This window comes from Gemmatimonadota bacterium, assembly GCA_041390125.1.
Taxonomy (GTDB): Bacteria; Gemmatimonadota; Gemmatimonadetes; order Longimicrobiales; family Gaopeijiaceae; genus JAGQIF01.
This window is the reverse complement of the sequence record JAWKQN010000023.1, coordinates 21,005-43,531: the sequence shown is the minus strand read 5'-3', so window position 1 is coordinate 43,531 and position 22,527 is coordinate 21,005. Positions and strand designations below refer to the sequence as shown.

Genomic DNA, 22,527 nt, shown 5'->3' with positions numbered 1-22,527 from the left:
AAGGGTATATATCACTTCACGGCGATGGGCGCCACTCCCGGCGGCGCAGGTCAGCGCATCGCGCCCACGATCCCGTGGACGATGAGGTCCAGGACGAGGGCATGGAGGGCCGCGATCCCGATGTCCTGGGCCGCGCCGCGGTACTCCGTGGCCGTCACCACGACGAGGTCGAGTCGGGGCACGACGTAGACGAACTGGCCGCCGTGCCCCCAGGCGAAGAACGCGTCATGATCGCGGTCCACCCACCAGAGGTATCCGTAGGTCACGTGCTCGATCGGACCCGCAGGGCTGGTCCACGAGAACCAGGGCGCGGTCGCCTCGGCCAGCCACGCCTCGGGGACCACGGCGTGCTCCCCGGACCAGCCGTTCTGCAGCGCGAGCTGGCCGAAGCGGGCCATGTCCCGCGGCGCGAGATCCAGTCCCGCGCCCCCGTTCACGAAGCCTCCCGTGCCCGGCTCCCAGACTGCGCGGGAGATGCCGATGGGGCGGAACAGCGTCTGCTGCGCGTAGGTCTCGAGATCCATCCCGGTGGCCTCTTCCAGCAGCACGCCGAGAAGGTGCACGGCCCCGGTGTTGTAGAGGAACGTGGACCCCGGCGTGGTGACGAGGGCCCGGTCCAGGATGTTGGCCACCTGGTCCGGCGACAGCACCCACTCGTTGTAGAGATCCACGGTGGCCTCGCTCCACTCGAAGCCACCGGTCATCGTGAGCAGGTGCCGGATGGTGATGGCCTCGTGCTCCGGACGGACGGGAAAGCGCGGTGCCCGCAGGTAGTCCGTGATGGGCTGATCGATGCTCTCGATGTGCCCGTCCCGCACCGCCAACCCCACGAGCGTGGACACCACGCTCTTGGTGACGGAACGCACGTCGGCCAGCGTCTCCGCGTCCCAGCCGTGGAAGTACCGCTCGTACGCGAGGCGCCCGTGGCGGATCACCACGAGCGCCCGGAGCCGCTCGATGCGCTCGGCCTGGCGGCCCGCTGCCTCCAGGGCTCCTTCGTCGATCGCCAGCACGGCGGGCGACGCCCGGACCCAGGGCTCAACCAGATCGATGGCCGCCGTGGCCGGCGCGCCGGTGGGCCCGTCCCCGCAGGCGACGGCGGTGAGGGCGCACGCGAAGAGGAGCACACCCCACGGTCCCCTCGTCGGGGGCCTGGGCGTGCTCAGGCGAGATGGACGCCGACGGACGGACTGGATGAGGGGGGCGCACACCGTACGCGGCGGGGAGGCGGGGCGGGGCTCGGCTCCCACGGGCGGATTGCCCGCAGGGAGCTATACGCATCCGCCTAGGTGTGGTCGAAGGCGGGGCGTGTGCGCACGCGGGGCGCCCCGCCCGCCTGGAGTCGGTGAGCCGAAACGAGACGCCTGGCCATCCGGGCCGGCCGTAACATTCCGCGTTGAATTCACCCGAGGCGGATCGCGTCCTTGCTCCACGAGGTGGCCACATGCCGCAGGCGATCACCCCCGTAACACGTGCACAACGGGCCCCGGGACGCGGGGAGACGCGGCACCGCGTGTTCGGGAGACTACTCCTCGCCGGAGCCGCGCAGCCTCCTGCACAGAACCGCCAGGCGGTGTCCATCAGCCTGCGTTCACACGGGCACCGGATGGCTTCGACGCAGTCGTGAGCCGTGAACACCCCTGCTCGGATTGCCTGGTCGTCCGCCCCCGGTTCACGGTCGAGGACTCGGACCTCTCCATGGCACCGAACCCGTTCCTGGAGGAAACCGGATGGTGATCGTGACGCGACCGGTCGACCGGATCGGACTGACCGGTACCTCATGGATGAGGCCGGCATCCCGCGGACAGCCGGTCAAGAAGGTCAGCCCCGGCGAGTTCCGCGCCCCATTCCCGGGCCGGTGTTCGTTGAGGCGGCGGGCCGCGTGCACGTCCTGGACTGGGCCATCAGCGCCAGTCGGTGTTCACCGACGACGGCGTGCTTCTCAGATTCCCCGTTCACGGCACGTTCTCGACGCTCTGCCCCGCCCGGAGGGCCAGATCGGGGTCGCCGCTGCAGTCGGGACCTCCGAAGGTCAGCAACTCCCCTTCATATCCTGGATAGGGGCATCACAGTCCGCTCGTTCGGTGTAGAGGTCGGGGCAAGGACTCGACGGACTTCGATCTGCAAAGGCACGTGGCAGTCGATGAGTCCGGAGTCGTTTTCTCGATGCCGCGTTACCGCCTGGACCTCGAGGTCTGGGGACAGGACGGAACGCGGCTGGGCGGACTCAGGGGAGAGGTACTGAACGATCTTCCGGCCCTCCCCGGGGCGTGGAGCCCCGAGAACCCGCCCCCGAACCGGGTCGAGGATCTCCAGGTTCGTGAGGGACTTCTTGTCATCCTGCTTTGGAGCCTACGTCCGGATTGGAGGTCAGCCATGAAAGAGACCAGGAGTCCGTCCGGCAAGGTGATCTGGAGCGCACCCGACGGACTTTCTTCGGTCTATGAGACCCGGATCGAGGTCTGGGATCTGGATCTGGGTACCGTGCACGCGCGAACTCGGCTTCCCGACCTCTTGAGCGGCTTCGCTGGCTCGGGTGCCGCGTTCGAGAACCGCGTGTCGGAAACGGGTCAACCGAGCATACGGATATGGTCGCTGCATGTGAAACGATGAACCGATCGGACAGCACCGTCTGGCTCGGCAAGGTGGCGATCGCGCTTGCCGCCGTCCCGCTGTTGCTCGCGCACCCCGTGGACGGCCAGACCATCGTCGGGAACGTCGTGGATGCGGCGACGGGCCTTCCGGTCTCGGCCGCGCTGATACAGCTCCTGCACGCGGAGGATTCCAGCGTCGTGTCCACCGCCTTGACGGCGGAGGCCGGCGAGTACGCACTGCGGGCCGATCGTCCGGGAGAGCTGATGATCCTCGTGCAGCACCTCGGCTATTTCCCTTTCCTCAGCCCTCCCTTGATGGCGCGTAGGGAAGATGCGACCTACGGAGTGGACATCGAATTGCTTCTGGACCCGATCGAGATGGAGGGGATCACCGTCACCGCGGAGCGGCGAGAGCGGGCACTCGACCAGATCCAGTTCCGGATCGGACGCAGCCCCCGCTCGCTCGCACGTCGGCCCATCCTGCGAGATGAGATCGTCAAGCAACTCGAGCGGGGAAACAACCTCGTCGACCTGATCCGGTCCACTCCTTCCCTCTTCGTCTCCATCCGTGAAGGCAACAGCGGCCCCTGCTTCTTCCTCCGCAACCGATACTGCCTACGGGTCTACATGGATGGGTACCCGTTGGCGGGGGACGTGATCTCGATCCTGCCGCTCGACATGATCGAGTCGGTGACCGTCATCCTGCCCAACGAGACGATCGTGTATCCGACCGGGGCCATCCTCCTCTTCACGCGCGGTCCCACTCGCTGACCGCCCTCGGGGAACCGCCGGACGACACGAGGATGGCCCCCCTCGGCGCCCTCGCCGGGGAACGCCAGACGAGGTCTTGCCAACCTCACCCCGATCGATATACTCAATGTATTGAGTAAAATTACTCACAATATTGAGTAAAACGATGCCGTTCGTCCGGAGGGACGCCGACGAGCTCTCCCGCCGTCTTGCCGAACCCCGGCGGTTCATCCAGGTCGTGGCGGGACCACGCCAGGTCGGAAAGACCACGTTGGTGCGCCAGGTCATGGCAGGCATGGAGATCCCGGTCCGCTCGGTTTCCGCGGACGAACCCACCTTGCGGGGCGCGGGCTGGATCGCCCAGCAGTGGGACGCCGCCCGCCTCGAGTCCGGCCGCGGGCCCGGGATCCTGGTCATCGACGAGGTCCAGAAGGCATCCGGATGGGCCGAATCGGTGAAACGCCTATGGGATGAGGACACCGCAGCCGAGCGTGACTTGAAGGTGGTCCTGCTGGGGTCCGCCCCATGGCTCATCGAGCAGGGGCTCACCGAAAGCCTCGCCGGCCGCTTCGAGATTCTCCACCTGCCCCACTGGAGCCTATCCGAGATGGGGGGTGCCTTCGGCTGGAGCGTGGAGCACTTCGTGTTCTACGGCGGCTATCCAGGAGCGGCACCGCTGATCACCGAACCGGACCGCTGGGCCCGCTATGTCCGGGAATCCCTCATCGAGACCACCCTCGCACGCGACGTATTGTTGTTGACGCGCGTCGACAAACCCGCACTGCTTCGTCGCCTGTTCGAGCTCGGCTGCCGCTACTCCGGGCAGATCCTCTCCTACACGAAGATGCTGGGTCAACTCCAGGACGCCGGGAACACGACGACACTGGCCCACTACCTCGACCTCCTATCGCGAGCGGGGATGCTCACCGGTCTCCAGAAGTTCGCGGGCGAGCAGGTGCGCCGACGTGCGTCGAGCCCCAAGCTCCAGGTCTTCAACACGGCGCTGATGTCCGCCCAGAGCGGGCTGGGCTTCTCCGAAGTCCGGGCGGACGCCGCCGCATGGGGACGCCTCGTCGAATCGGCGGTGGGTGCGCACCTCGCCAATGCAGCGATGTCCGGCGACAGCACCGTGTACTACTGGCGCGACCGAGGACACGAAGTCGACTTCATCGTGGAGCATCGCGGACGACGCACGGCCATCGAGGTCAAGAGCTCGCCGGACGCTGCGTCCGCGCCGGGCATGGACGAATTCCGCAAGCGGTTCACTCCGGAGCGGACGCTGCTCGTCGGTGGCGATGGGATCCCGCTCACGGAGTTCCTGTCCGAGCCCGTGGAGCACTGGGTGGCCTAGCTTCCCTCCCGCTTACACCCTCAGCGCCACCTGCCCCGACTTCGCGCCGCTCTCCGCATACCGGTGCGCCTCGGCGGCCTCCGCCAGCTCCCAGGTGCGGTCGCGGTGCGCGCGCAGGCTCCCCTCCGCGATCATCCGGGCGACCGTGCGCATGTCGTCCGGCCGCTCCGGCGCCAGCACGATCCGCACACGCGGCCCCTGCGCGCGGCGCGTGCGCAGCGCGTCCACCAGGAGCGGCAGCTTGAAGCTCACGGGTAGGTAGCGCCCGTGCGGGGTGAGCACACGTCGGGCGCGCGCGAAGCCCAGGCGGCCGCGCACGTCGAAGACCAGCTCGTAGCGCGGCCCCCCCGCGCTGGGGTCGTCCCGGGTGTGATCCAGCACCTCCTCGGCGCCGAGCGCACGCACCCACGCTTGATTGCGCGGTCCGGCCACGCCGACGACGTGGGCACCGCGGTCGCTGGCGATCTGCACCGCAGCCATGCCGATGGAGCCCGAAGCGCCCACGATCAGGACGTGCTCCCCCGCGCGCAGGTCCACCGCGTCCAGGAGCGCGAGCGCGGTCGTGCCGCCATAGGGAAGCACGGCCGCGTCTTCGAACGCGATCCCGTCGGCGAGGCGCGCGATCATGCCGTCCGCCTTCTCGACGAGGTACTCGGCGTAGGCGCCCATGCGCGGGCCGCGGTATCCGAGCACGCGGTCCCCCGGCGCGAACGCCGTCACCCCGGTCCCTACGGCGTCCACTTCGCCCGCGTACTCGCTTCCCAGGACCGGATTGCGGGGACGCGACCACCCGAACTGCAGGCGCGCTGCGTAGAACAGCGGCGCCGGCATGTTGAACCGGTCCGGGCCCACGCCGGGGAAGTCACGGGCGGTCAGATCTCCGTAGGTGACGGAGGTGGCCCGGACGCGCACCCGGACCTCGCCCGGACCGGGCTCCGGAGTCGGAAGCTCGGCCAGGTGGAGGACATCGGGTCCACCGTACCCGGTGCGGACGGCCGCGCGCACGCCCGCTACCGGCTCCGTTCCATGCCACCGCGGAACAAGGCCCACGCGCCCGGATCGAGCCGCACGTCCGCGGGCTCGGCGTCCACCGGCAGCTCGAACCGATGCTCCCGGCCGGTCAGCTCCACGGTCTCGAGGCGCACGGGCGTGCGCTGGCCCCCGGAGTAGATCCCGACCTCCAACGGCAGGTGGAACGGCGCTCCCGCCTGCGTCTGGCGCAGCTCCACAACGACCGCGCGCCGCGCGGCATCGTACCACCACGCGCCTTCCAGCCGTGGGTTCCCACCGCGGTAGAGCCACTGCTCGAAGAACACCTCCAGGTCCTGACCCGACGCCTCCTCGATCGTCTGCCGGAAGTCGAGCGTGGTCGCGTTGGCATTGTAGAAGCGGGCGTAGTAGCGCCGGATGCCCTCATGGAACGCTTCGTCTCCCAGACGCTTCCTCAGCATGTGCAGCACCCAGGCGCCCTTCTGGTAGGTGGCGATGCTGGTCACCCGACCCATGTCGTCCAGGTTGTCGTGGACGATGCGGTAGTCCGGGTTCTCGTCGTACCAGGCCCAGACGCGCTCGGCCGCGCTGCGAAGTCCATCCACGAATTCATCGCGACCGTACGCATGTTCGATGAACAGCAGCGTGAAGTAGGTGGCGAACCCCTCGGACAGCCAGACGTCGTCCCAGTCGGACTCCGTGACCGCGTTGCCGAACCACTGGTGGGCGATCTCGTGGATGATGACGTTGCGCCAGCGGGTGGTGCGCTCACCCGTCACGGCGTCCTCGTGGTACATGATGGCGGAGGCGGCCTCCATGCCTCCCCCGGTCACGGGCGACGTGATGTTCGCCAGCTTCTCGTAGGCGTACGGCCCCACGTAGGACTGGTAGTACTGCATCGCTGCGCGCGTGGGCACCGCGAAGTCATAAAAGCCCGCGTCACGGTCGCGGGCGTAGACCCAGGTCTGGATGGGCACCCCATCCACGGTGTCCAGGTGCTGCACGGCGAAGCGCGCCACACCCAGCACGTACAGCCAGGGCGCGATCGGTACGGTGTTCCTCCAATGCGTGAGGCGGGTGCCGTCCGCCCGGTCGGTCTCCTCCACCAGCAGGCCGTTGGAGACCACCTGGTAGTGTGCGGGCGCCACCACCACGAGCTCGTTGGCGGCCTTGTCCGAGACGTGGTCGATGGTCGGCAGCCAGGCGCGCGCGCGGTTCGGCCAGTTGTCGCTGAACCACGTGCGCTCCCCGTGCTTGTTGGGCCCGATGTGCAGCCCCGTCGTGGGTGTACCGTGGTAGTCGATGACGATCTGCGCCCGCGAGCCGGCCACGGACGGTTCGGCCAACCGGATGTCCAGCACGTCGTCCACGTGCGTGAACGTCAGCGGCCGCCCCTCCGCCGTGACCGCCGTCACCGTCATCCCGCGCCCATCCGCCTGCACGCCCGTGAGGTCCAACGGCAGGGCCGCCACCCCGTCCTGCGTGAACCGGACCGTCACGGTGGCGCGGCCGGTGAATGCATCGACCGTATCGCTGAGCGTCAGCTCGAAGCGGTAGGCCTCGACGTCGATGCCTTCGCGCCGGGGATAGGGATCGTGAACCGCGGCCGTAGGCTGCGGTACGGCCGCCACGGCGGCCAGGGCCGCGACCAGACTGCAGCCGCGGCGGATCCGGGCGTGGGACGTAGAGCCGGCACGACGCATCATCGGTCCTCCGCGGTGGAGCGGCGACGGGGGCTACCCGCCTGGATCCGGCGCGAAAGGCGCCCGACCTGCGGGGATCCAAGGGGATGGCCGCTCATTGTGCCGGCACCGACCGACTCCCGCCACCTGGCCGGTCCGCGCGCCGGATCGCGCCTGTCGAAGCACGGACCCCTCGAACGGAGAGACCGATGGCCACCACCGTCCGTACGCGTTCCACCACCGCCCGACGCTCCACGCCCGAACAGGAGCGCCTCACGAAGGTCGCTCGTGCGCTGGGCGTGACGCCCCGCGCGCTCCAGGTCTCGGAGACCCCCGAGTTGACCGCGACCACGCGGGGCAAGCTCCTGGGCGTGCCTCCGCGGCTCGTCTCCACCGGTCTGACGCTGAGCCCCTCGGTTCCACGGAAGGGCGATGATGCGCTCGAGTTCTTCTCACCGATGATGGTGCAGGCCGGCGAGGTGAGCTGGTCCAGCGCCGGGAAGCCGAAGACGGGGCTCGCCCTGTTCAGCTCCAAGTACTGGCAGATCACGCAGCCCACCGTGCAGGTGGAGTTCGGCCTGATCGAGCCGGGCAAGAAGCACCTTGTGGAGCTCTACCTCACCTGCGTCCAGTCGGGCACCTATCAGTTCCGCGTCGTCCCCAGCCCCGGGTCGCACAAGGACATCTCGGTCGGATCCTCGACGAAGGTGCTCACGGAGGTCATCGACCCGCACCCGGGCTACTCGGGCTCCTACTCGGTCACGTTCATGCAGACGAACCCCAAGAGCCAGGCGCTGAGCTGGTACTTCCACAAGGTGGTGGTGACCGTCGCAGGGTAGCGCCGACGGCAGCCATCCGTGGCGGCATCGGCGACCACGGCGCCAACCGCCGCCTCCCCCCTCCCCGCCACCGCCGTGCCCGACGAATTGACGTGGCGCGGAGGGGCCCGCTACTCTTCTTTAGTGATCGATCAACAAAGCGACACCCGCGAGCGCTTGGTCGCCACGGCCCGGGAGCTCTTCTGGGCCCACGGCTACCATGCCACGGGGATCTCCCGGATCCTGGCGGAGGCCGGGGCGGGCAGCGGCAGCCTGTACCACTTCTTCCGGTCCAAGGAGGCGCTGCTCCTCGCGGTCCTGGACCACTACCTCGAGCTCCTGGACCCGGTGATCGTGGAGCCGGCGTTCTCCCGCACGAGGGACCCGCTGGCGCGGATCGGGGCCCTGCTGGACGTCTATCGGGAGGCACTTCTCGCCACGGGATTCGTGGGCGGGTGTCCGATCGGCAATCTGGCGCTCGAGGTCTCCGACCTGGGGCCGGAGGTGCGCGAGGGGTTGCAACGAAACTTCCGGGCGTGGTGCGCCCGGGTGGAAGCGTGCCTGGCCGCCGCGTTGCCCTCGCAGCCGGCAGACGTGCACGCGACGCTCGCGACCTTCGTGCTGACCGTGATGGAAGGGGCCGTCATGCAGGCCCGCGCGAGTCGGAGCATCGCACCGTTCGACGCGTCCGTCCGTCACCTTCGCGCCTACCTGGACCACCTGACCGCCGAGGCCACCGAATGAACCGCCCTCGACCGCTCCGGCCCCTGGCCCTCCTCCCTCTCCTGCTGGTTGGCCTCGCCTTTCCCAACCTCCTGGCTGCGCAGGCGGAGCACGGCCCCGCCGGGCCGTCCGGCTTCGACGCGCTGATCGGCACGTGGATGGCCACCGGGGACGGCTTCACCAGCCAGCTCGTCTACCGCTGGAGGCTCCCCGGACGGATCGTGGACGTCAGCAACGAGCTCCGCGGAGCGGACCAGCAGCTCTTCGGCCGGTACGAGGGCTCCTACTTCGTCGACCCGCGCACGGGCGCATGGCGCTTCTTCACAGCAGGTGGCACCCGCGAGCTGCATGAGGGGACCGCCGTCTGGCGGGACGGCGGACTGTGGCACGACGCCGTCCTGATCGGCGGAAGCATCGAGGGCTACAGCTCGGTGGTGCTCCCCGAAGCCGATACGATGCGCTACCACGCGCGCTACGTGCCGGGCCCACCGGACGACGGCCTGCTCGAGCTGGATCCGCTCGTCTACGTGCGGCGGGGATCCCCGGGAGGCGGCGGCGCGCCGGGCGCGCCGTAGACGCTCGGCGCGCCGAACGCGGCGGTCGCGAGGGGAACCAGCGCAACCTGCAGCTCGATCCTCAGCACCCCGCCTCCGAGACCGTGTAGTCCCGACCGTCCAGGAGTGCACCGTCGCCGCGCACTTGGACCGCATACACACGCGCGTCGCGGTCCCACGGCTGTAGATGCAGCCAGGCCTTGCCGAGCAGATCGGACACGAGCGTCCACGTCCCTTCGTGTGCGTCCGAGTGCTCGCTGCTGGCCGACGCCGCGTCGCTGGAGAAGTAGGTGACACCCTCCGAACGCCACGTGTAGGTACGGTCGCCACACAGGGAGAGCTCCGTCGTCGATTCACGGACGAAGGAGCCGACCGTGCCGTCTCCCTGATCCACCGACGTGCCCGTGTCGGATCCTGCACGCAGCAGGAGCCCGGCCGCGCGGTCCATCCAGGCTGGGGTGATGGGAGCCATCCAGACCACGTCGCGCGCGAACGCATCCACCAGCGCCACCAGAGCCGCGTCCCGGTCGCGCGGGCCCAATACGGCGAAGGCGTACGAGCCTCCGGTGGAGCCCGCCGCCACCCGGCCGTGGAGGCGCTCCAGCCCGCGTTCGGACAGGGCATGGAAGGACGCCCGGATGCCGCCGGACTCCGACTCGACCTGGTCGGGCGTCAGCATCAACCCCAGCTCCTCGAGGTCTCCGATCACCGCATCCGCCACGGTTTCGGGCGTGCCCTGGGAGTACGCCCACACGGCGGCGGTGAGCACGCCATCCGAGAGCAGGAACAGCTCGCTGGAGGGATCCACCTCCCCCGTGAATCCCGGCGGGACACGGAATCCCAACCCCGTGGCGGGCGACACCAGAGCGGTGCCCCCCTCGTAGCGTCGGCCGAGCTCGACCGCCTGTTGTGCCGCCCCGGGCGGGGGTCGCATCGCGATCGACGCGACGCCGAGAAACAGCGCTGTTGCACGGGCAGAGTGGGTGATGAGGCGCATGGCGTACCCTCGGAGCGGCAGCGGGTGGATGGCGGTGCGCACGACCGCCGGGACGTCCGGACCCATTCGGTGCATCCACCCCGCATACCGGACCGTGCGTCGGCGGGGATCAGGGGGTGTGCCTCGCCACTTCCCGTTCCACCCGCGAGGGTGGCGTCCGTCCCGGGACGCACGAGGCCCGAGACCACATCCCTCCGAGGTGCGTTGGGCCGTGATCCCCAGCGGTCCCGACCTCGGTATGCCGGATCACGGACCTTACGCACACCCGCCTCGGGAGAAGCCCCATGCCCGTATGTCACCGTCGCCCCACGGGGGGCGCGTCGCCGACCCGCGTGGCGGCCGCCTGGCTCCCGCTCGTTCTCGTGCTCGCCGCCACGGGTGCCCAGCCGAGCGCTGCGCAGGTCAAACCCAAGACGTCTGCGGGTGCCGCCGACCCCGCGCTGCTGGCACCGCGCATCGTCGACTTCCGCCTGAATGGCGGGGGCTACATCACCAGCCTGCGCACCGTGCGCCTGGAGCACCAGGTCCTGGGGAATCCGGTCTACTACAGAGCGGGGGAGCAGCCGCAACTGGCCGGCGCAGAATGGCGCCTCTACCGCGAGAGCCCCACCTATGAGCTGAGCCCGTCCAATGGCCCCAAGGTCGTGTACTTCCAGGTCCGCACCGAGGCCGCTGCCTCCGAGATCGTCGCGGCCCAGATCGCCCTGTCGAACCCCCTCGTCACGAGCTTGCGCGTGATGTCCCCGGCCGGCAACGAGTCGGCCATCGGGCAGATCGTTCCCAGCGTCGACAACCTGGTATCGGCATTCCTCGAATACAGCATCGAGGGGCAGTTCACCGAGTGTCAGGCGTCGACCCATGCGAGCTTCGCGGGAGCGCCCTGGCTGCCCTGCGTCGTCGGGGGTCCCACCCATACCACGGTCGGTCTCCCCTTCGATCCTCCCGGACGCCGGGTCGTCTACCTCCGTGCCCGCGGTCCTGCCGGCGTCTCGAACGTCGTGGCCGACACCATCGACGTGGAGCACATGACCTTCACTCAGGTGTCGACCGGGTGGGCCGGCGGACACAGCGGGTATCCCACCGTTCCGGCCACCTGTCCGGGTGGAGGCAGGGTCAAGGGCATCACGGCGGACATGATCGAACGCAACCTGGTGCAACGGTTCTATGGAGCGTGCACCGACATCACGCTTCGCGTGGATTGGACGGCGGGCCATACGCGGCTGAGCGCGTCGTGGGGCACGGAGGACGACGCCTTCCATGCCAAGGCGCCGCTTCCCGCCCCCATCACGCTGCAGGACATCGTGCGCGCGCTGTCGCCAGGTGCGATGAAGTTCGAGTTCTTCAACGACTACCGGGAGTGTGCCGGCGACACCTGGGTCGAGGGCGTCACCGCCCACCTCGACAAGCTCGATGGATCCACCATCCTCGTCGGCCTGTCCATGCGCTGCACGAGCATCGACGGACGGGGCGGCCGCACCGGATCCAGGCTGGGCATGCAGGTCACGGGTCTGCTCACGCAGGAGAAGGTGGACCTCGTGTGTCCCGACTATGGGCTGGTCAACGGGATCACGGTCGCGGCGGACTGGACCATCCGTGGGATCCAGCTGCACTGCCTGGTGCCCAACCGCTGACGCCTACGAAGTCTCGAGTGCCTCCGTAAGCCAGGCGCGAGCGAAACGCCAATCGCGCTTGACGGTCGGCTCCGAGATGCCCAACGCCTCCGCGGTCTCCTCCACCGAGAGCCCGGCGAAGAAGCGGCACTCCACGACGCGGGCCTGCCGTGGATTGGCGACCTCGAGCGTGGCCAGGGCCCGCTCCAGGTCCAGGAGCTGCTCGGGCTGCACCGACGCGCCGTGCAGCTGTTCGTCGAAGGCCACGGGCGCCTGACCGCTGCCGCGCTTCTTGGCGGACTTCTTCTCCGCCGCCGCGATCAGGACCTGACGCATCGCCCGGGCCGCGACGCCGAAGAAGTGGCTGCGGTCGGCCCAGGAGAGCTGCCGGGACGGCGTCAGCTTGACGTAGGCTTCATGCACCAACGCCGTGGTGTTGATCGTCTCCGCCGCGCCAGGCCGACGGACCGCCTGGGCCAGGCGCTTCAGCTCGTCGTAGACGACCTCGAAGAGCTGGTCGAACGCGCCATCGTCGCCCGAATGGGCGCGGTGGAGGAGCTGCGTGATTGCGTCAGGGCTGGTGTCGGCCACGTGCGGTCTGGAGAACCGGCGTCGGAGTGGACTCGTGGCCCAATTGGCGAAGCCAGCCCGTATCGGGCAAGCGCTGCGGTCCCGGGCGATGCCCACCGTCCCGGTCGACCGCGATGCCTCGGCGCGGAGACCGTTCAGGGGCCACCCTCCGCTCGGGCAGCCTCCTGCTCCTGCAGCGCGCGGTATCGGGCCGCCTCTTCCATCCGTCCCCAACGCTCGTATGCGGCGGCCATCTCCAGCAGCGTTGCCTGCCGCATGCGGAACTGCGCGCTCCCGGCGGACCCCTCCCCGGGCATCTCCTCCAGCAGGTCGGCCAGAGCTGTCACGGCTTCGGCGTGCCGGCCGCGCCGGGACAGCGCCCGCGCGGCTCCCCGCGCTGCGGCCACACGGGCCCCCAGCGGACCTTCGGGGCCGATCAGGGTGAGCGTCGCCTCGTACTCCCGGTCCGCCGCGGCGCTGTCCCCCGCCGCGTCCAGGGCACGGGCGTACCCGATGCGGAGCCCGGCGGTCGCGGGGGCAGCCGCTCCGTACACGGTCTCGGCGACCTCGACGGAGCGGCGGGCGAGCACGAGCGCTCCCTCGGCGTTGCCACTCCGGAGTCGATGCTGCGCGTGGTTGGCCAGGATGACCGACAGGCGTCGGGCGTCGCCACTGCTGCGGAAGGCCGCGACTTCGTAGAGCGAATCGGCGCGACGACTGTCGCCCTGCGCCGCGAGCAGGTTGGCGTACTCGGTGAGCGCCACCACGACCGGGCCCGCATGCTCCGGCAGACCGTCTCCCAGGATGGCCAGCGCGGCCTGGAACGCGGAGTCCGCAGCGGAGAGGTCGCCCAGCGCGCGTTGGAAGATCCCCAGGTTCGTGAGACCCACGGCCGTCTGGGCGTCATCGCCACGGGACCGTCGGAACAGGGTGAGCCCCTCCCGTTGCGGAGCCACGGCCGCTGCCGGGTCCCCCCTTTCGTACGCGAGACCGGCCCGCAGGTAGAGTGCGTTGGCCAGGTCTTCCTGGGAGCCGAGCGTCCGCAGAAGGGGGATCGCCTCCAGCAGCGCCGCCTCCGCCGCGTCGAACTGGTCGCGGTACAGATGACTGCGCGCCGTGAGCGTCAACACCTGCGCGCGCTCCAGCGTGGCCCGACCGGCCTCGTTCAGAGCCTGTTGCAGCAAGCTGTCGGCCGCCGTCCACTCCGCCCGCTCGACCGCAACCTCTCCCAGCGCGCGGATCAGAGCGGGATCGGCGGGCAACGCGGCCGCCGCTCGCACCTCGGAGGCCCGTTGCCAAAGCTCTGTTGCCCGCTCGAACTCGAAGAGGGAGAAGTGGGCGCGGCCGAGCACCCGAAGCATGCGTGCCTGCAACGCGGGCTGATCGTCCAGGTCCTGGAGTGCGGACTCCGTAGCCTGATCGAGGAAGTCCGCCACCCGCAACGTGTCCGCGCCGGGCGTCCGACCCACCGGATTGACCGACTCGAACACTCCCTCGAGGTAGGCCGATACCGCCTCGGCCGCATCGCGCTCCTGGCGTGCGGCATTCCGCTGCCCGAGTGCGAGACCGAGGCCGCTGACGAGCGCGATCCCGATCGCGGCGGAAGCGGCAAGCGGCCCGCGATTGCGTCGCACGAACCGGCGCAGCCGGTAGGCTCGCGTGGGTAGGCGCGCCCCCACCGGCCGCGATTCGCGAAAGCGCTCCAGGTCGTCCAGGAATCCATCGACCGAGGCGTAGCGCTCCTGGGGATCCTCCGCGGTCGCCTTCAGCAGGATGGCGTCCAGGTCCCCGCGCAGCGCCGTCCGCAACTGCGCCGGTGTGCTGGCGCGACGCTGGCTGATCGCCAGCGGATCGCCAGGACCGTCCGCTTCCGTCGATGGCCCCGACGTGAAGGTCCGACTCGGGAGCGTCCGCTGCTCGGCGTCCGGTCTACGGCCGGTCAGCAGCTCGTGCAGCACGACCCCCAACGCATAGACGTCCGTGGACGTGGTCACGGCCCCGTCCACTCCTCGCTGCTCCGGAGCGGCGTACGCCGGCGTGAGGATCTGGTGCTCCGCGCGAGTCGCGTCCCCGTTCGCGCCCGGGCCCAACAGCTTCGCGATGCCGAAGTCCAGCAGCTTCACCGTGCCGTCCTCCATCACCAGGATGTTGGACGGCTTCAGATCCCGATGGACGACCAGGTTGCGATGCGCGTGGCGTACCGCGCTGCACACATCCTGGAACAGCGCCAGGCGACGCTGAACGGGGAGCCGTCGTGCGTCGGCCCAGCGCGTGATGGGCGACCCATCGATGAACTCCATGACCAGGTAGGGACGCCCGTCGGGCGCGACGCCGCCATCGTAGAGTCGAGCGATGTTGGGATGATGCAGGCCGGCGAGGATCTGGCGCTCGGCCCGGAAGCGGCGGAGCACCTCGTCCGTGTCCATCCCCCGCTTCACGAGCTTGAGCGCCACGGTCTGCTCGAAGGAGCCGTCCCGACGTTCGGCCAGGTACACCGCACCCATGCCGCCCCGACCCAGCTCGCGCACCAGTCGGTAGGGCCCTACCCGGGCCCCGACGTCGCCATCCTCCAACGCGACCGCGACGAGCTGATCGAGCGGAGTGTCCAGGGGCGTGGAGCCGGATTCGTCGTGCCGCAGGAGCGCCCGCACCCGCGCTTCCAGGTGGCGGTCCCCGGCACATAGCTCCACCAGGAGCGCCTCGCGCTCACCGGGAGCCGCCTCGATCACCCGATCGAATGCGGCGTTGAGCCGGTCCAGCTCGTCCTCGTGCACGTCCACCTCTGCTCGCAGGTCCGGGCCATCCAACATAGGGCCGCCCAGCGGTCGTGGCCCGCCGGACCCCACGTCCGCGAGGAAGGATACGGGAGTCTGCGCTCGGAGAGATCAGGGGCGGATCAGGCTCGGATCTCCCTCACGCCGACTCCAGCTCCGTCATGATCCACGCCCGCGCCCAGCGCAGGTCGCGTTTCACGGTGCTCGAGGACAGTCCGGTGAGCGCCGCGATCTCGACGAGCGGAAGCCCAGCCAGATGGCGGAGTTGCAGGAGCTCCGCCTTCCGGGGGTCGAGCGCCTCGAGCCGGGCCAGGGCCTCCTCGAACGCCTCCACGTCCAGGGGCTCCGAAGACGCCCCCGCCCACCTGGGATCCAACGTCACCCAACGCGCGGAACCTCCCCGTTTGGCTCGCCGTCTGCGCCGGGCCGAATCGATCAGGACCTGACGCATGACGCGGGCCGACAGGGCCAGGAGGTGCCGCCGGTCGTTCACCGGCAGCGAGTCCGAGACGCCGAGCCGTAGGTAGGCTTCGTGGACCAAGGCGGTGGGTTGCAGCGTGTGTCCGGCGGCCTCCCCACGAAGGAGCCGGTCCGCGATCTCGCGCAGCTCCCCGTAGAGGCCCCGGAAGACGGCTTCTTCGGCCATCGGGTCTCCAGCGCGCCACTGCTCCATCAACGCGGTGATGTCGGCGTCGGCACCCATGTGCGGCTTCCTTCGTCCGAAGTTCCGTGGCAACATAGGGTCTATCCGCCAGACGCGCGCGGGCGGGGCCCGACCGGTCAACGTCGGACCCGGTGGATGACCGATCGGTACGGAAATCGCGCTCTGAGGAGGGGTGCCCCGCGGCGGCGGCGCCAGGAGAAGGCGACGATGGACGACTACCAACGCCTGGAGCGGATCTTCGCCGAACTCTCCGGGCTACCCGCATCTGAGCGCGAGGCACGCGTGCGAGAGCGCTGTGCGCAGGATCCTCCACTCCTGGAGCGGGCCTTGCAGCTGCTCGCGCACTACCACGACCACGACGACTGGGCGGACCTGGAGGAGGTCATCCAGCGGGAGGGAGAGGTCGCTGCTTCCCCCACCGGCCTTCCCCGGCAGGTCGGGCCCTACACGATCCTCGAGGAGCTGGGTCGCGGGGGCATGGGGCGGGTCTACGCCGCCGAGCGGGCCGGGCTGGGAAAGCGCGTCGCGCTCAAGGTCATCAGCAGCCCCTTCGCGAGCCTCGAGGCGGAGCGCCGCTTCGACGCCGAGCAGCGCATCCTCGCCCGGCTGGAGCACCCCGGCATCGCCGCCTTGCTCGACGCCGGAGTCACCTCGGACGGCATCTCCTGGTTTGCGATGGAGCGCGTCGACGGTCTCCCCATCACCCGCTGGGTCCGGGACCAGGACGCATCGCTCGAGCGGCGCCTCCGGCTCGTGCTCGAGTTGTGCGACGCCCTCGAGTACGCCCACGCCAATCTGATCGTCCACCGCGACATCAAGCCGGGGAACGTGCTGGTCACGTCGGAGGGACGCACGAAGCTGCTGGACTTCGGGGTAGCCGCGTTGCTGCGCGTGGCCGAGGCCAGGCCCGACGGGAGCCACACCCAGGTCTTCACCCCGGCCTATGCCTCTCCCGAGCAGGTTCGCGGAGACCGGCCCACCGCTGCGACGGATGTCTACCAGGTCGGGGCGTTGCTCTACGAACTGCTGTGCGGCGTCCCCCCGTTCGACGTGGACACCCTGAGCCCAGCGGACGCTGCGCGTCTCATCACGGACGAGGAGCCGCGCGCTCCATCGGAGAATCCTCGTGGCGGCTCCGACCCGGATGGCCCGCGGACGCTGCGCCGGCGACTGCGCGGGGACCTCGACCGGATCGTTCTGAAGTGCCTGGAGAAGTCACCGGCGCGCCGCTATCCCTCGGTCGGTGCGCTGGCAGAGGACCTGCAGCGATACCTCGACGGACGGCCGGTGCTCGCCCGACCTGGTGGATGGGCGTATCGATCGTTGAAGTTCGTGCGGCGGCACCGTCCGCTCGTGGCCGGCATCCTCGTGGGCATCGCATGGCTGGGAACCTCCCAGATCCAGAACATCCGGATCGCGGCCGCACGCGACCGCGCGGAGGCGGCGGCCCGCGACGCCGAGCGCGAGCGGGACCGCGCGCGGACGGTGACGGACTTCCTGGTGGGGCTCTTCAAGGCCGGCGACCCCGGATCGGACGCGGGCCCCGACGTCACGGCCCTGGAGTTGCTCCGGCGCGGCGCGGCGCGCGTGGACACGCTCGGGGGCGACGTGGGCACGCAAGCCACCGTCCTCCTGGCCATCGCCTCGAGCATCAACAACCTGTCGCTGCCGGGCGAGGCGGAGCCGTTGCTCCGCCGGCTCCTGGCGCTCACGGACGAGCCGGGTGTCGAGCTTCCGGAGGCGGCCGACCGCGACGAGCTGCGCTTCGCGCTCGCCGAGAACATCACGCTCCAGAATCGCCTCACCGAGGGGGAGTCCATCTACCGTTCCCTGGTCGCGGGGCCCGACGACGCCTCGAGCGAGGGCGTCCGTCTGCGGGCCTACGAGGGCTTGATGCGCGCGCTGCACATGCAGGGCCGTCCGCAGGCTGCGGACAGCGCGCAGCAGCGTTGGGAGGCGCTGCTTGGCACCGCCACCGACCTCACGGATCGCGAAACCGTGCGGCAGATGGCCCTGCTCGGCAGGAACTACGTCTATCGGGGGGAGATCCGTGGCGATCCCGCCGACCTGCAGCGTGCCCGGGACCTGCTCACGCGAAGCGTCGGGGCCTACCGTGCGCTCGTTCCACCGTCCAGCGTGGACTTCCGCCTCGCGCTCATGGACCTCACCCGGCTCATGATCGACATGAGGGACTTCGCGGCCGCCGATACCCTCTCGGCGGAGGGCGTGCGCTTGATGACGGACGACTACGCGGTCGAGGGCGACCTGTGGAGCTTCCCGCTGTCCCAGCGGTCGGCGGTGCTGGAGCAAACAGGCGATGTCGACCGGGCGGAGGTCCTGCTCCGCGAGGCGACGCAACGAGAGTACGAGGTTGGCGCCGAGAGCCCAGCCTGGGCGTCGCGCTCGCTGGACCTGGGCGCCTTCCTGCGCAGACACGGCCGACTGGACGAGGCCGCGTCCGTCTTCGAGGCGACCCTTCCCTTCCACCGGCGGGAGTACGGACCGGCGCATGTCATGACGATGATCGCGGAGCGGGAGCTGGGCACCACGCTCGCGGCTGCGGGTCGGTACGAGCGGGCTGAGTCGATCCTGCTCGCGGGGTACGCGCAGCTGCAGGAAGACCGCGGGGACGAGGACGGCGTGACGCAGCTGCACCTCCGCGCCCTCGGCCACCTCTACCGCCGGTGGGCGCGGCCCCAGGAGGAGGCACGCTATGTAGCGCGCATGACCGAGCCGATCCGGGCCCAGTATGAAGCGGCGGAAGGGGCGCTGGGCCTGCGCTGATCCGACGGGACCTGTTAGGGCAACCGCACACCACCGGTCGGAGCGGGGAGTCCGGTGTTGACCCCCTGCTCCAGCTCGCGCACACCGGCGGCGTCTGATCGGGGGATGACGAGCGCGCGGTGGACGCCCGGGCCTCTCCTGACGACCTGGTGCGGTCCGCGCCGCCCCGCGGCTCTCGTGGTGTGACCCTACCCGCGCCGGTGCCTCCCCCCCCACCTTCCGCTCCAGCGGGTGCATCGGGCGCACCCCGCACCCCAGCCCAAGGAGTCCCGTCATGTCCGCTCGCCGATGGATCCTCCGGTTCGCGACCCTCGCTCTGTTCGGAGCGGCACCGGCCGCCGGCCAGGAGCTCCCGCAGGAGCCGGGGCAGGCGGCCTTCGCCGCCATCGCGGAGATCGTGTCCCTGCTCGAGGCCGATCCGGCCACCGACTGGTCGCGGGTCGACATCGATGCGCTGCGCGAGCACCTGGTGGACATGGACCGCGTGACGCTGGGCGCCGTGGTGCGCCAGCGCCCGCTGCCGAACGGGGTCGAGATGTCGCTCTCCGGCTCCACCGACGTCATGGCCTCCGCTCGCCGGATGGTCCAAGCGCATACGGCCATGGTGTCGGGCGCTCAGGGGACGAGCGCCTCCGTCGCCGACCGCGGCGACGTGCTGGTCGTCACCTGGACGACGTCGCGGCCCGACGAGGTCGACCGTCTACGTGGTCTCGGGTTCTTCGGATTCCTGGCGGAAGGCAATCATCATCGGATGCATCACCTCATGATCGCCCGCGGAGCGGACCCGCACGGGCATCAGCCCTGAGGGCGCAGGCGACTACCCGCGGCGGCGGGCTCGTCCAGTCGGACCCGAGCGCCGGGCGGCCGATCCGATCCTGGTGGTTCGAGCACGCTACGTGATGCCGCGGCGAGGAGCCATGACGGGAGTCACATCCGCTTCCGAAGCGAGCGGGCGCCGAAGGCGCGCGGATCAGTCCGGGAGTAGCGGCACCGAAGGCCCGTCCTCGCGTCCCAGCAAGGCACCTCGCTGGATCGCGCCGGACCCGAACCGGTCGCGGAGACGATCCACCGCGGCGTCGAGCGCCGGGGCGTCCCGCCGATCCAGCGGAAGCGTAAGCTGCACCACGGTGTCGCTCTCCAGGTTGCCGAAGGAGACGCCGAGCAGCGTGAGGCCCTGCCGCCGGATGGTGGGCATGGCGTCGGACAGCAGCCCGCGCGCCACCGACAGGAGGGTGTGCGTGCGGGCGGTCGCTTCGGGCAACGTGTGGGAGCGCGTCGCGCGGCTGAAGTCCCCGAAGCGCATCCGGAGCGTGACGGTCCGGCACAATCGGTGGGCACGACGGAGCCGACCCGTGACCCGGTCCACCAGCGCCATCAAGACGGAGTCGAGCTCCTGGTGCGAATGGCGGGGACGGCCCAGCGCGCGCTGCGATCCCATCGAACCGCGGCGGCGTCCCACCTGCACAGGTCGCGGATCGCGATTGTGCGCCAGCGCGTGCAGATGCCGGCCGGAAGCGCGACCCAGCAGGGCAACGAGGGTGCCTTCGTCCAGATCGGCCACCTCGCCCACGGTGGTGAGGCCCACCCGGTGCAGCTTCGAGGCCGTTTTGGGTCCCACCCCCCAGAGGCGCCCGACCGGAAGGGGATGGAGGAACTCCAGCTCAGCGTCGGGACGCACGAGGAGGAGCCCGTCCGGCTTGGCCACGCCACTGGCGACCTTGGCCAGGAACTTGGTGCGCGCGATCCCGACCGTGATGGGGAGGCCCACCCGATCCCGCACCTGCTGGCGCAGCCGCTCCGCGATCTGCAGCGGCGTGCCCGCGACGCGCTCCATCCCGCGCACGTCGAGGAACGCTTCGTCGATGGACAACGCCTCCACGCGCGGCGTGGTGTCGTCGAACACCTCGAAGACGGCCCTGCTCGCTTCCGAGTAGGCCGACATGCGCGGGGGCACCACGATGGCGTCGGGACACAGCCGGCGCGCCTGGCCTCCCCCCATCGCGGTGCGGACGCCGCGCGCCTTGGCCTCGTAGCTCGCCGCCAGGACGACGCCGCCCCCGACGATGACCGGCCGGCCCCGCAGCCGGGGATCATCCCGCTGCTCGACCGACGCGTAGAAGGCGTCGAGGTCCGCGTGCAGGATGGAGGCGTCGGTCCGCATGGAGGGATCTTGGCGGGGTGGCGGGCGGAAGGCCAGCGGAGAAGACCGGTTCCCGGCGACTTGCACGGCCGGACAGGGCGTCGGGATACTGTTCGCGGGAGGCGAGCAGTCCACCGTCGGGCACAGGAGCGCAACCCATGCAGATCTCGTACGTCAACGTGTTCGTCAGCGATCTGAGCCAGGCGATCGCCTTCTACCACGAAGCCCTGGGGCTTCCCCTGGAGTTCTCCTCACCCGAGCACGGGTACGCGTCCTTCTCCGCCGGGACGATCCGCCTGGGGGTGGCCTTGCCGGGACCGGATCACGCCGAGCTTGTCGGGAGGCATACCGGGGTCGGATTCGAGGTCGCCGACCTGGAGGCGGAGCACGCGCGTCTGTCCGGCCTGGGCGTGCGCTTCACGATGCCACCCACGAAGCAGCCGTGGGGTGGCTTCATGGCGATGATGGCGGACGCGGACGGGAACCTCTTCTACCTGGATCAGGTGTCGGCGGCTCACGGGTAGCCCGGGGCGCTCTCGGGGGTTCGCTTCGCCGGCAGGCAGCGCTTCGCTGCCCGGAGACCTCAGGGCTCTGGACGCAGGTAGCTCAGGTCGTCCAGGTCCTTGGGCCGGCCGCTCGCTCTCTTGTTCTTCACCAGCGCCTCCAGTCCGATGAAGGCGAGGCGTACATCCCCCTGCTCGGTCCCGATCACCGCCTCGACGCGGTCAGGCCAGGCCTCGTCGAAGCTGACCCCGTCGATGTCATTGACGAGGTCGATGCGATTCGGCGGCTGCCCGAACTGCACGACGAGCCCGACAGGACCGAGTTCTTCCGGCGCTTCGATTCCTGGCACGTCGCCGTCCCAGAACTCCTGCAGCGCGCTGAAGAGCCGTTCGAGGTTCTGCCGATCCCTGGCGAAAAAGAAGTCGACATCCCCGGTCAGCCGGACGTGACCGTGCAGGACCACTGCCTCCCCGCCGACGATGAGATACCGCACGTCCCGGGCTGCCAGGGCCTCGAGGAACGCGCACGTGTCAGGAGAGAAGTGGGAGGGGTCTAGGCGGACCGGTGCCACGCGCGCACGTCCTTCGCGTCTGCCGGATAGGCGCGCTTCTTGAGCTCACGCGCGGCCCGCAGGCGTTGCTGAGGGGTCATTGCGCGTTGCTGCTCGATGTCCCAACGCCGCGCCTCTTTGTGGCTGGCCGCCTTGTTTACCACGCGCTCCATGGCACCTCCAGTCAGACGGCCAATATAGCCGGTTCCCGGTGCCTGTTCACGCGCTCCTCCATGCGAAACCCCGCCGGCCGGGTCGACCGCGCGGGGCTTCGAGGTCCTGCAATGGGCCTGGGAGGAGTTGAACCTCCGACCTCACGCTTATCAGGCGTGCGCTCTAACCACCTGAGCTACAGGCCCTGCACCTGCCGAAAAAGATGCCGCCCCACGGGGCGGCCGCAGAGCATGAAAGGATAAGCCGACCGGGGAGGGGGTTCAACCCGCTGCGGCCCCCCGGCCACGACCGCGGAGGC

General features: G+C 69.9%; 20 protein-coding genes and 1 tRNA gene. 10 read left to right on the top strand and 11 right to left on the bottom strand.

The genetic code is table 11. The features are described 5' to 3' along the window. Positions 1 to 50: 50 nt before the first annotated feature. Positions 51 to 1,127 carry a serine hydrolase gene (locus R3E98_19810; GenBank protein MEZ4425651.1) on the bottom strand — a complete coding sequence of 359 codons (1,077 nt, stop codon included), beginning with the start codon at positions 1,125 to 1,127 and terminating at the stop codon, positions 51 to 53. 1,249 nt (positions 1,128 to 2,376) lie between these two features. Here R3E98_19810 and R3E98_19805 point away from each other — a divergent pair. The 3 genes from R3E98_19805 to R3E98_19795 all read left to right on the top strand — a co-directional run bounded on the left by R3E98_19805 (position 2,377) and on the right by R3E98_19795 (position 4,695). Then, positions 2,377 to 2,613, top strand: coding sequence for a hypothetical protein (locus R3E98_19805; GenBank protein MEZ4425650.1), 237 nt, complete (start codon positions 2,377 to 2,379; stop codon positions 2,611 to 2,613). After that, the gene (locus R3E98_19800; protein MEZ4425649.1) at positions 2,610 to 3,365 is read left to right on the top strand and encodes a carboxypeptidase regulatory-like domain-containing protein; all 756 of its coding nucleotides are present in this window, start codon (positions 2,610 to 2,612) and stop codon (positions 3,363 to 3,365) included. The genes R3E98_19805 and R3E98_19800 overlap by 4 nt, the downstream gene beginning before the upstream one ends. Positions 3,366 to 3,510: 145 nt before the next feature. Further along, complete coding sequence (locus R3E98_19795; GenBank protein MEZ4425648.1) at positions 3,511 to 4,695, top strand: ATP-binding protein; 1,185 nt, start codon at positions 3,511 to 3,513, stop codon at positions 4,693 to 4,695. A 12-nt stretch (positions 4,696 to 4,707) separates the two neighbouring features. On the opposite strand, the gene R3E98_19790 is transcribed toward R3E98_19795, so the two are convergent. Then, complete coding sequence (locus tag R3E98_19790) at positions 4,708 to 5,700, bottom strand: NAD(P)-dependent alcohol dehydrogenase (GenBank protein ID MEZ4425647.1); 993 nt, start codon at positions 5,698 to 5,700, stop codon at positions 4,708 to 4,710. 5 nt (positions 5,701 to 5,705) lie between these two features. Continuing rightward, positions 5,706 to 7,391, bottom strand: a complete 1,686-nt coding sequence (locus R3E98_19785) for a M1 family aminopeptidase (GenBank protein ID MEZ4425646.1) — start codon at positions 7,389 to 7,391, stop codon at positions 5,706 to 5,708. 185 nt (positions 7,392 to 7,576) lie between these two features. Between R3E98_19785 and R3E98_19780 the strand changes: the two genes are divergently transcribed. From R3E98_19780 to R3E98_19770, 3 genes are all read left to right on the top strand, one after another. Further along, positions 7,577 to 8,206 (top strand): hypothetical protein, encoded by a 630-nt coding sequence (locus R3E98_19780; GenBank protein MEZ4425645.1) that lies wholly within the window; start codon positions 7,577 to 7,579, stop codon positions 8,204 to 8,206. Positions 8,207 to 8,281: 75 nt separating this feature from the next. Further along, the gene (locus R3E98_19775; GenBank protein ID MEZ4425644.1) at positions 8,282 to 8,929 is read left to right on the top strand and encodes a TetR/AcrR family transcriptional regulator; all 648 of its coding nucleotides are present in this window, start codon (positions 8,282 to 8,284) and stop codon (positions 8,927 to 8,929) included. Beyond that, positions 8,926 to 9,483, top strand: a complete 558-nt coding sequence (locus tag R3E98_19770) for a hypothetical protein (protein MEZ4425643.1) — start codon at positions 8,926 to 8,928, stop codon at positions 9,481 to 9,483. Before R3E98_19775 ends, R3E98_19770 begins: the two co-directional genes overlap by 4 nt. 61 nt (positions 9,484 to 9,544) lie before the next feature. Here the strand turns inward: R3E98_19770 and R3E98_19765 are convergent, their stop codons facing one another. Then, positions 9,545 to 10,525, bottom strand: coding sequence for a hypothetical protein (locus tag R3E98_19765; GenBank protein ID MEZ4425642.1), 981 nt, complete (start codon positions 10,523 to 10,525; stop codon positions 9,545 to 9,547). A gap of 218 nt (positions 10,526 to 10,743) precedes the next feature. Here R3E98_19765 and R3E98_19760 point away from each other — a divergent pair, with 218 nt between their 5' ends. Further along, positions 10,744 to 12,090, top strand: a complete 1,347-nt coding sequence (locus R3E98_19760; protein MEZ4425641.1) for a hypothetical protein — start codon at positions 10,744 to 10,746, stop codon at positions 12,088 to 12,090. A 3-nt stretch (positions 12,091 to 12,093) separates the two neighbouring features. On the opposite strand, the gene R3E98_19755 is transcribed toward R3E98_19760, so the two are convergent. The 3 genes from R3E98_19755 to R3E98_19745 all read right to left on the bottom strand — a co-directional run bounded on the left by R3E98_19755 (position 12,094) and on the right by R3E98_19745 (position 16,116). Continuing rightward, on the bottom strand, positions 12,094 to 12,660 hold the full coding sequence (locus R3E98_19755) for an ECF-type sigma factor (protein MEZ4425640.1): 567 nt from the start codon (positions 12,658 to 12,660) through the stop codon (positions 12,094 to 12,096). Between the two features lie 134 nt (positions 12,661 to 12,794). Then, on the bottom strand, positions 12,795 to 15,419 hold the full coding sequence (locus tag R3E98_19750) for a protein kinase (protein MEZ4425639.1): 2,625 nt from the start codon (positions 15,417 to 15,419) through the stop codon (positions 12,795 to 12,797). A gap of 133 nt (positions 15,420 to 15,552) precedes the next feature. Beyond that, positions 15,553 to 16,116 carry an ECF-type sigma factor gene (locus R3E98_19745; GenBank protein ID MEZ4425638.1) on the bottom strand — a complete coding sequence of 188 codons (564 nt, stop codon included), beginning with the start codon at positions 16,114 to 16,116 and terminating at the stop codon, positions 15,553 to 15,555. Between the two features lie 168 nt (positions 16,117 to 16,284). Between R3E98_19745 and R3E98_19740 the strand changes: the two genes are divergently transcribed. Both R3E98_19740 and R3E98_19735 read left to right on the top strand, forming a co-directional pair. Next, positions 16,285 to 18,861 carry a serine/threonine-protein kinase gene (locus R3E98_19740; GenBank protein ID MEZ4425637.1) on the top strand — a complete coding sequence of 859 codons (2,577 nt, stop codon included), beginning with the start codon at positions 16,285 to 16,287 and terminating at the stop codon, positions 18,859 to 18,861. A 274-nt stretch (positions 18,862 to 19,135) separates the two neighbouring features. Next, positions 19,136 to 19,666, top strand: coding sequence for a hypothetical protein (locus R3E98_19735; protein ID MEZ4425636.1), 531 nt, complete (start codon positions 19,136 to 19,138; stop codon positions 19,664 to 19,666). Between the two features lie 165 nt (positions 19,667 to 19,831). On the opposite strand, the gene dinB is transcribed toward R3E98_19735, so the two are convergent. Beyond that, the gene (gene dinB / locus R3E98_19730; protein ID MEZ4425635.1) at positions 19,832 to 21,022 is read right to left on the bottom strand and encodes a DNA polymerase IV; all 1,191 of its coding nucleotides are present in this window, start codon (positions 21,020 to 21,022) and stop codon (positions 19,832 to 19,834) included. A 137-nt stretch (positions 21,023 to 21,159) separates the two neighbouring features. Here dinB and R3E98_19725 point away from each other — a divergent pair, with 137 nt between their 5' ends. Then, positions 21,160 to 21,525 carry a VOC family protein gene (locus R3E98_19725; GenBank protein ID MEZ4425634.1) on the top strand — a complete coding sequence of 122 codons (366 nt, stop codon included), beginning with the start codon at positions 21,160 to 21,162 and terminating at the stop codon, positions 21,523 to 21,525. A 59-nt stretch (positions 21,526 to 21,584) separates the two neighbouring features. Here R3E98_19725 and R3E98_19720 read toward each other — a convergent pair whose 3' ends face one another. The 3 genes from R3E98_19720 to R3E98_19710 all read right to left on the bottom strand — a co-directional run bounded on the left by R3E98_19720 (position 21,585) and on the right by R3E98_19710 (position 22,414). Beyond that, positions 21,585 to 22,076 carry a nucleotidyltransferase gene (locus R3E98_19720; protein ID MEZ4425633.1) on the bottom strand — a complete coding sequence of 164 codons (492 nt, stop codon included), beginning with the start codon at positions 22,074 to 22,076 and terminating at the stop codon, positions 21,585 to 21,587. Next, the gene (locus R3E98_19715; GenBank protein MEZ4425632.1) at positions 22,058 to 22,228 is read right to left on the bottom strand and encodes a hypothetical protein; all 171 of its coding nucleotides are present in this window, start codon (positions 22,226 to 22,228) and stop codon (positions 22,058 to 22,060) included. The genes R3E98_19720 and R3E98_19715 overlap by 19 nt, the downstream gene beginning before the upstream one ends. A 112-nt stretch (positions 22,229 to 22,340) precedes the next feature. After that, positions 22,341 to 22,414 (bottom strand) — tRNA-Ile (locus R3E98_19710). Between the last annotated feature and the right edge of the window lie 113 nt (positions 22,415 to 22,527).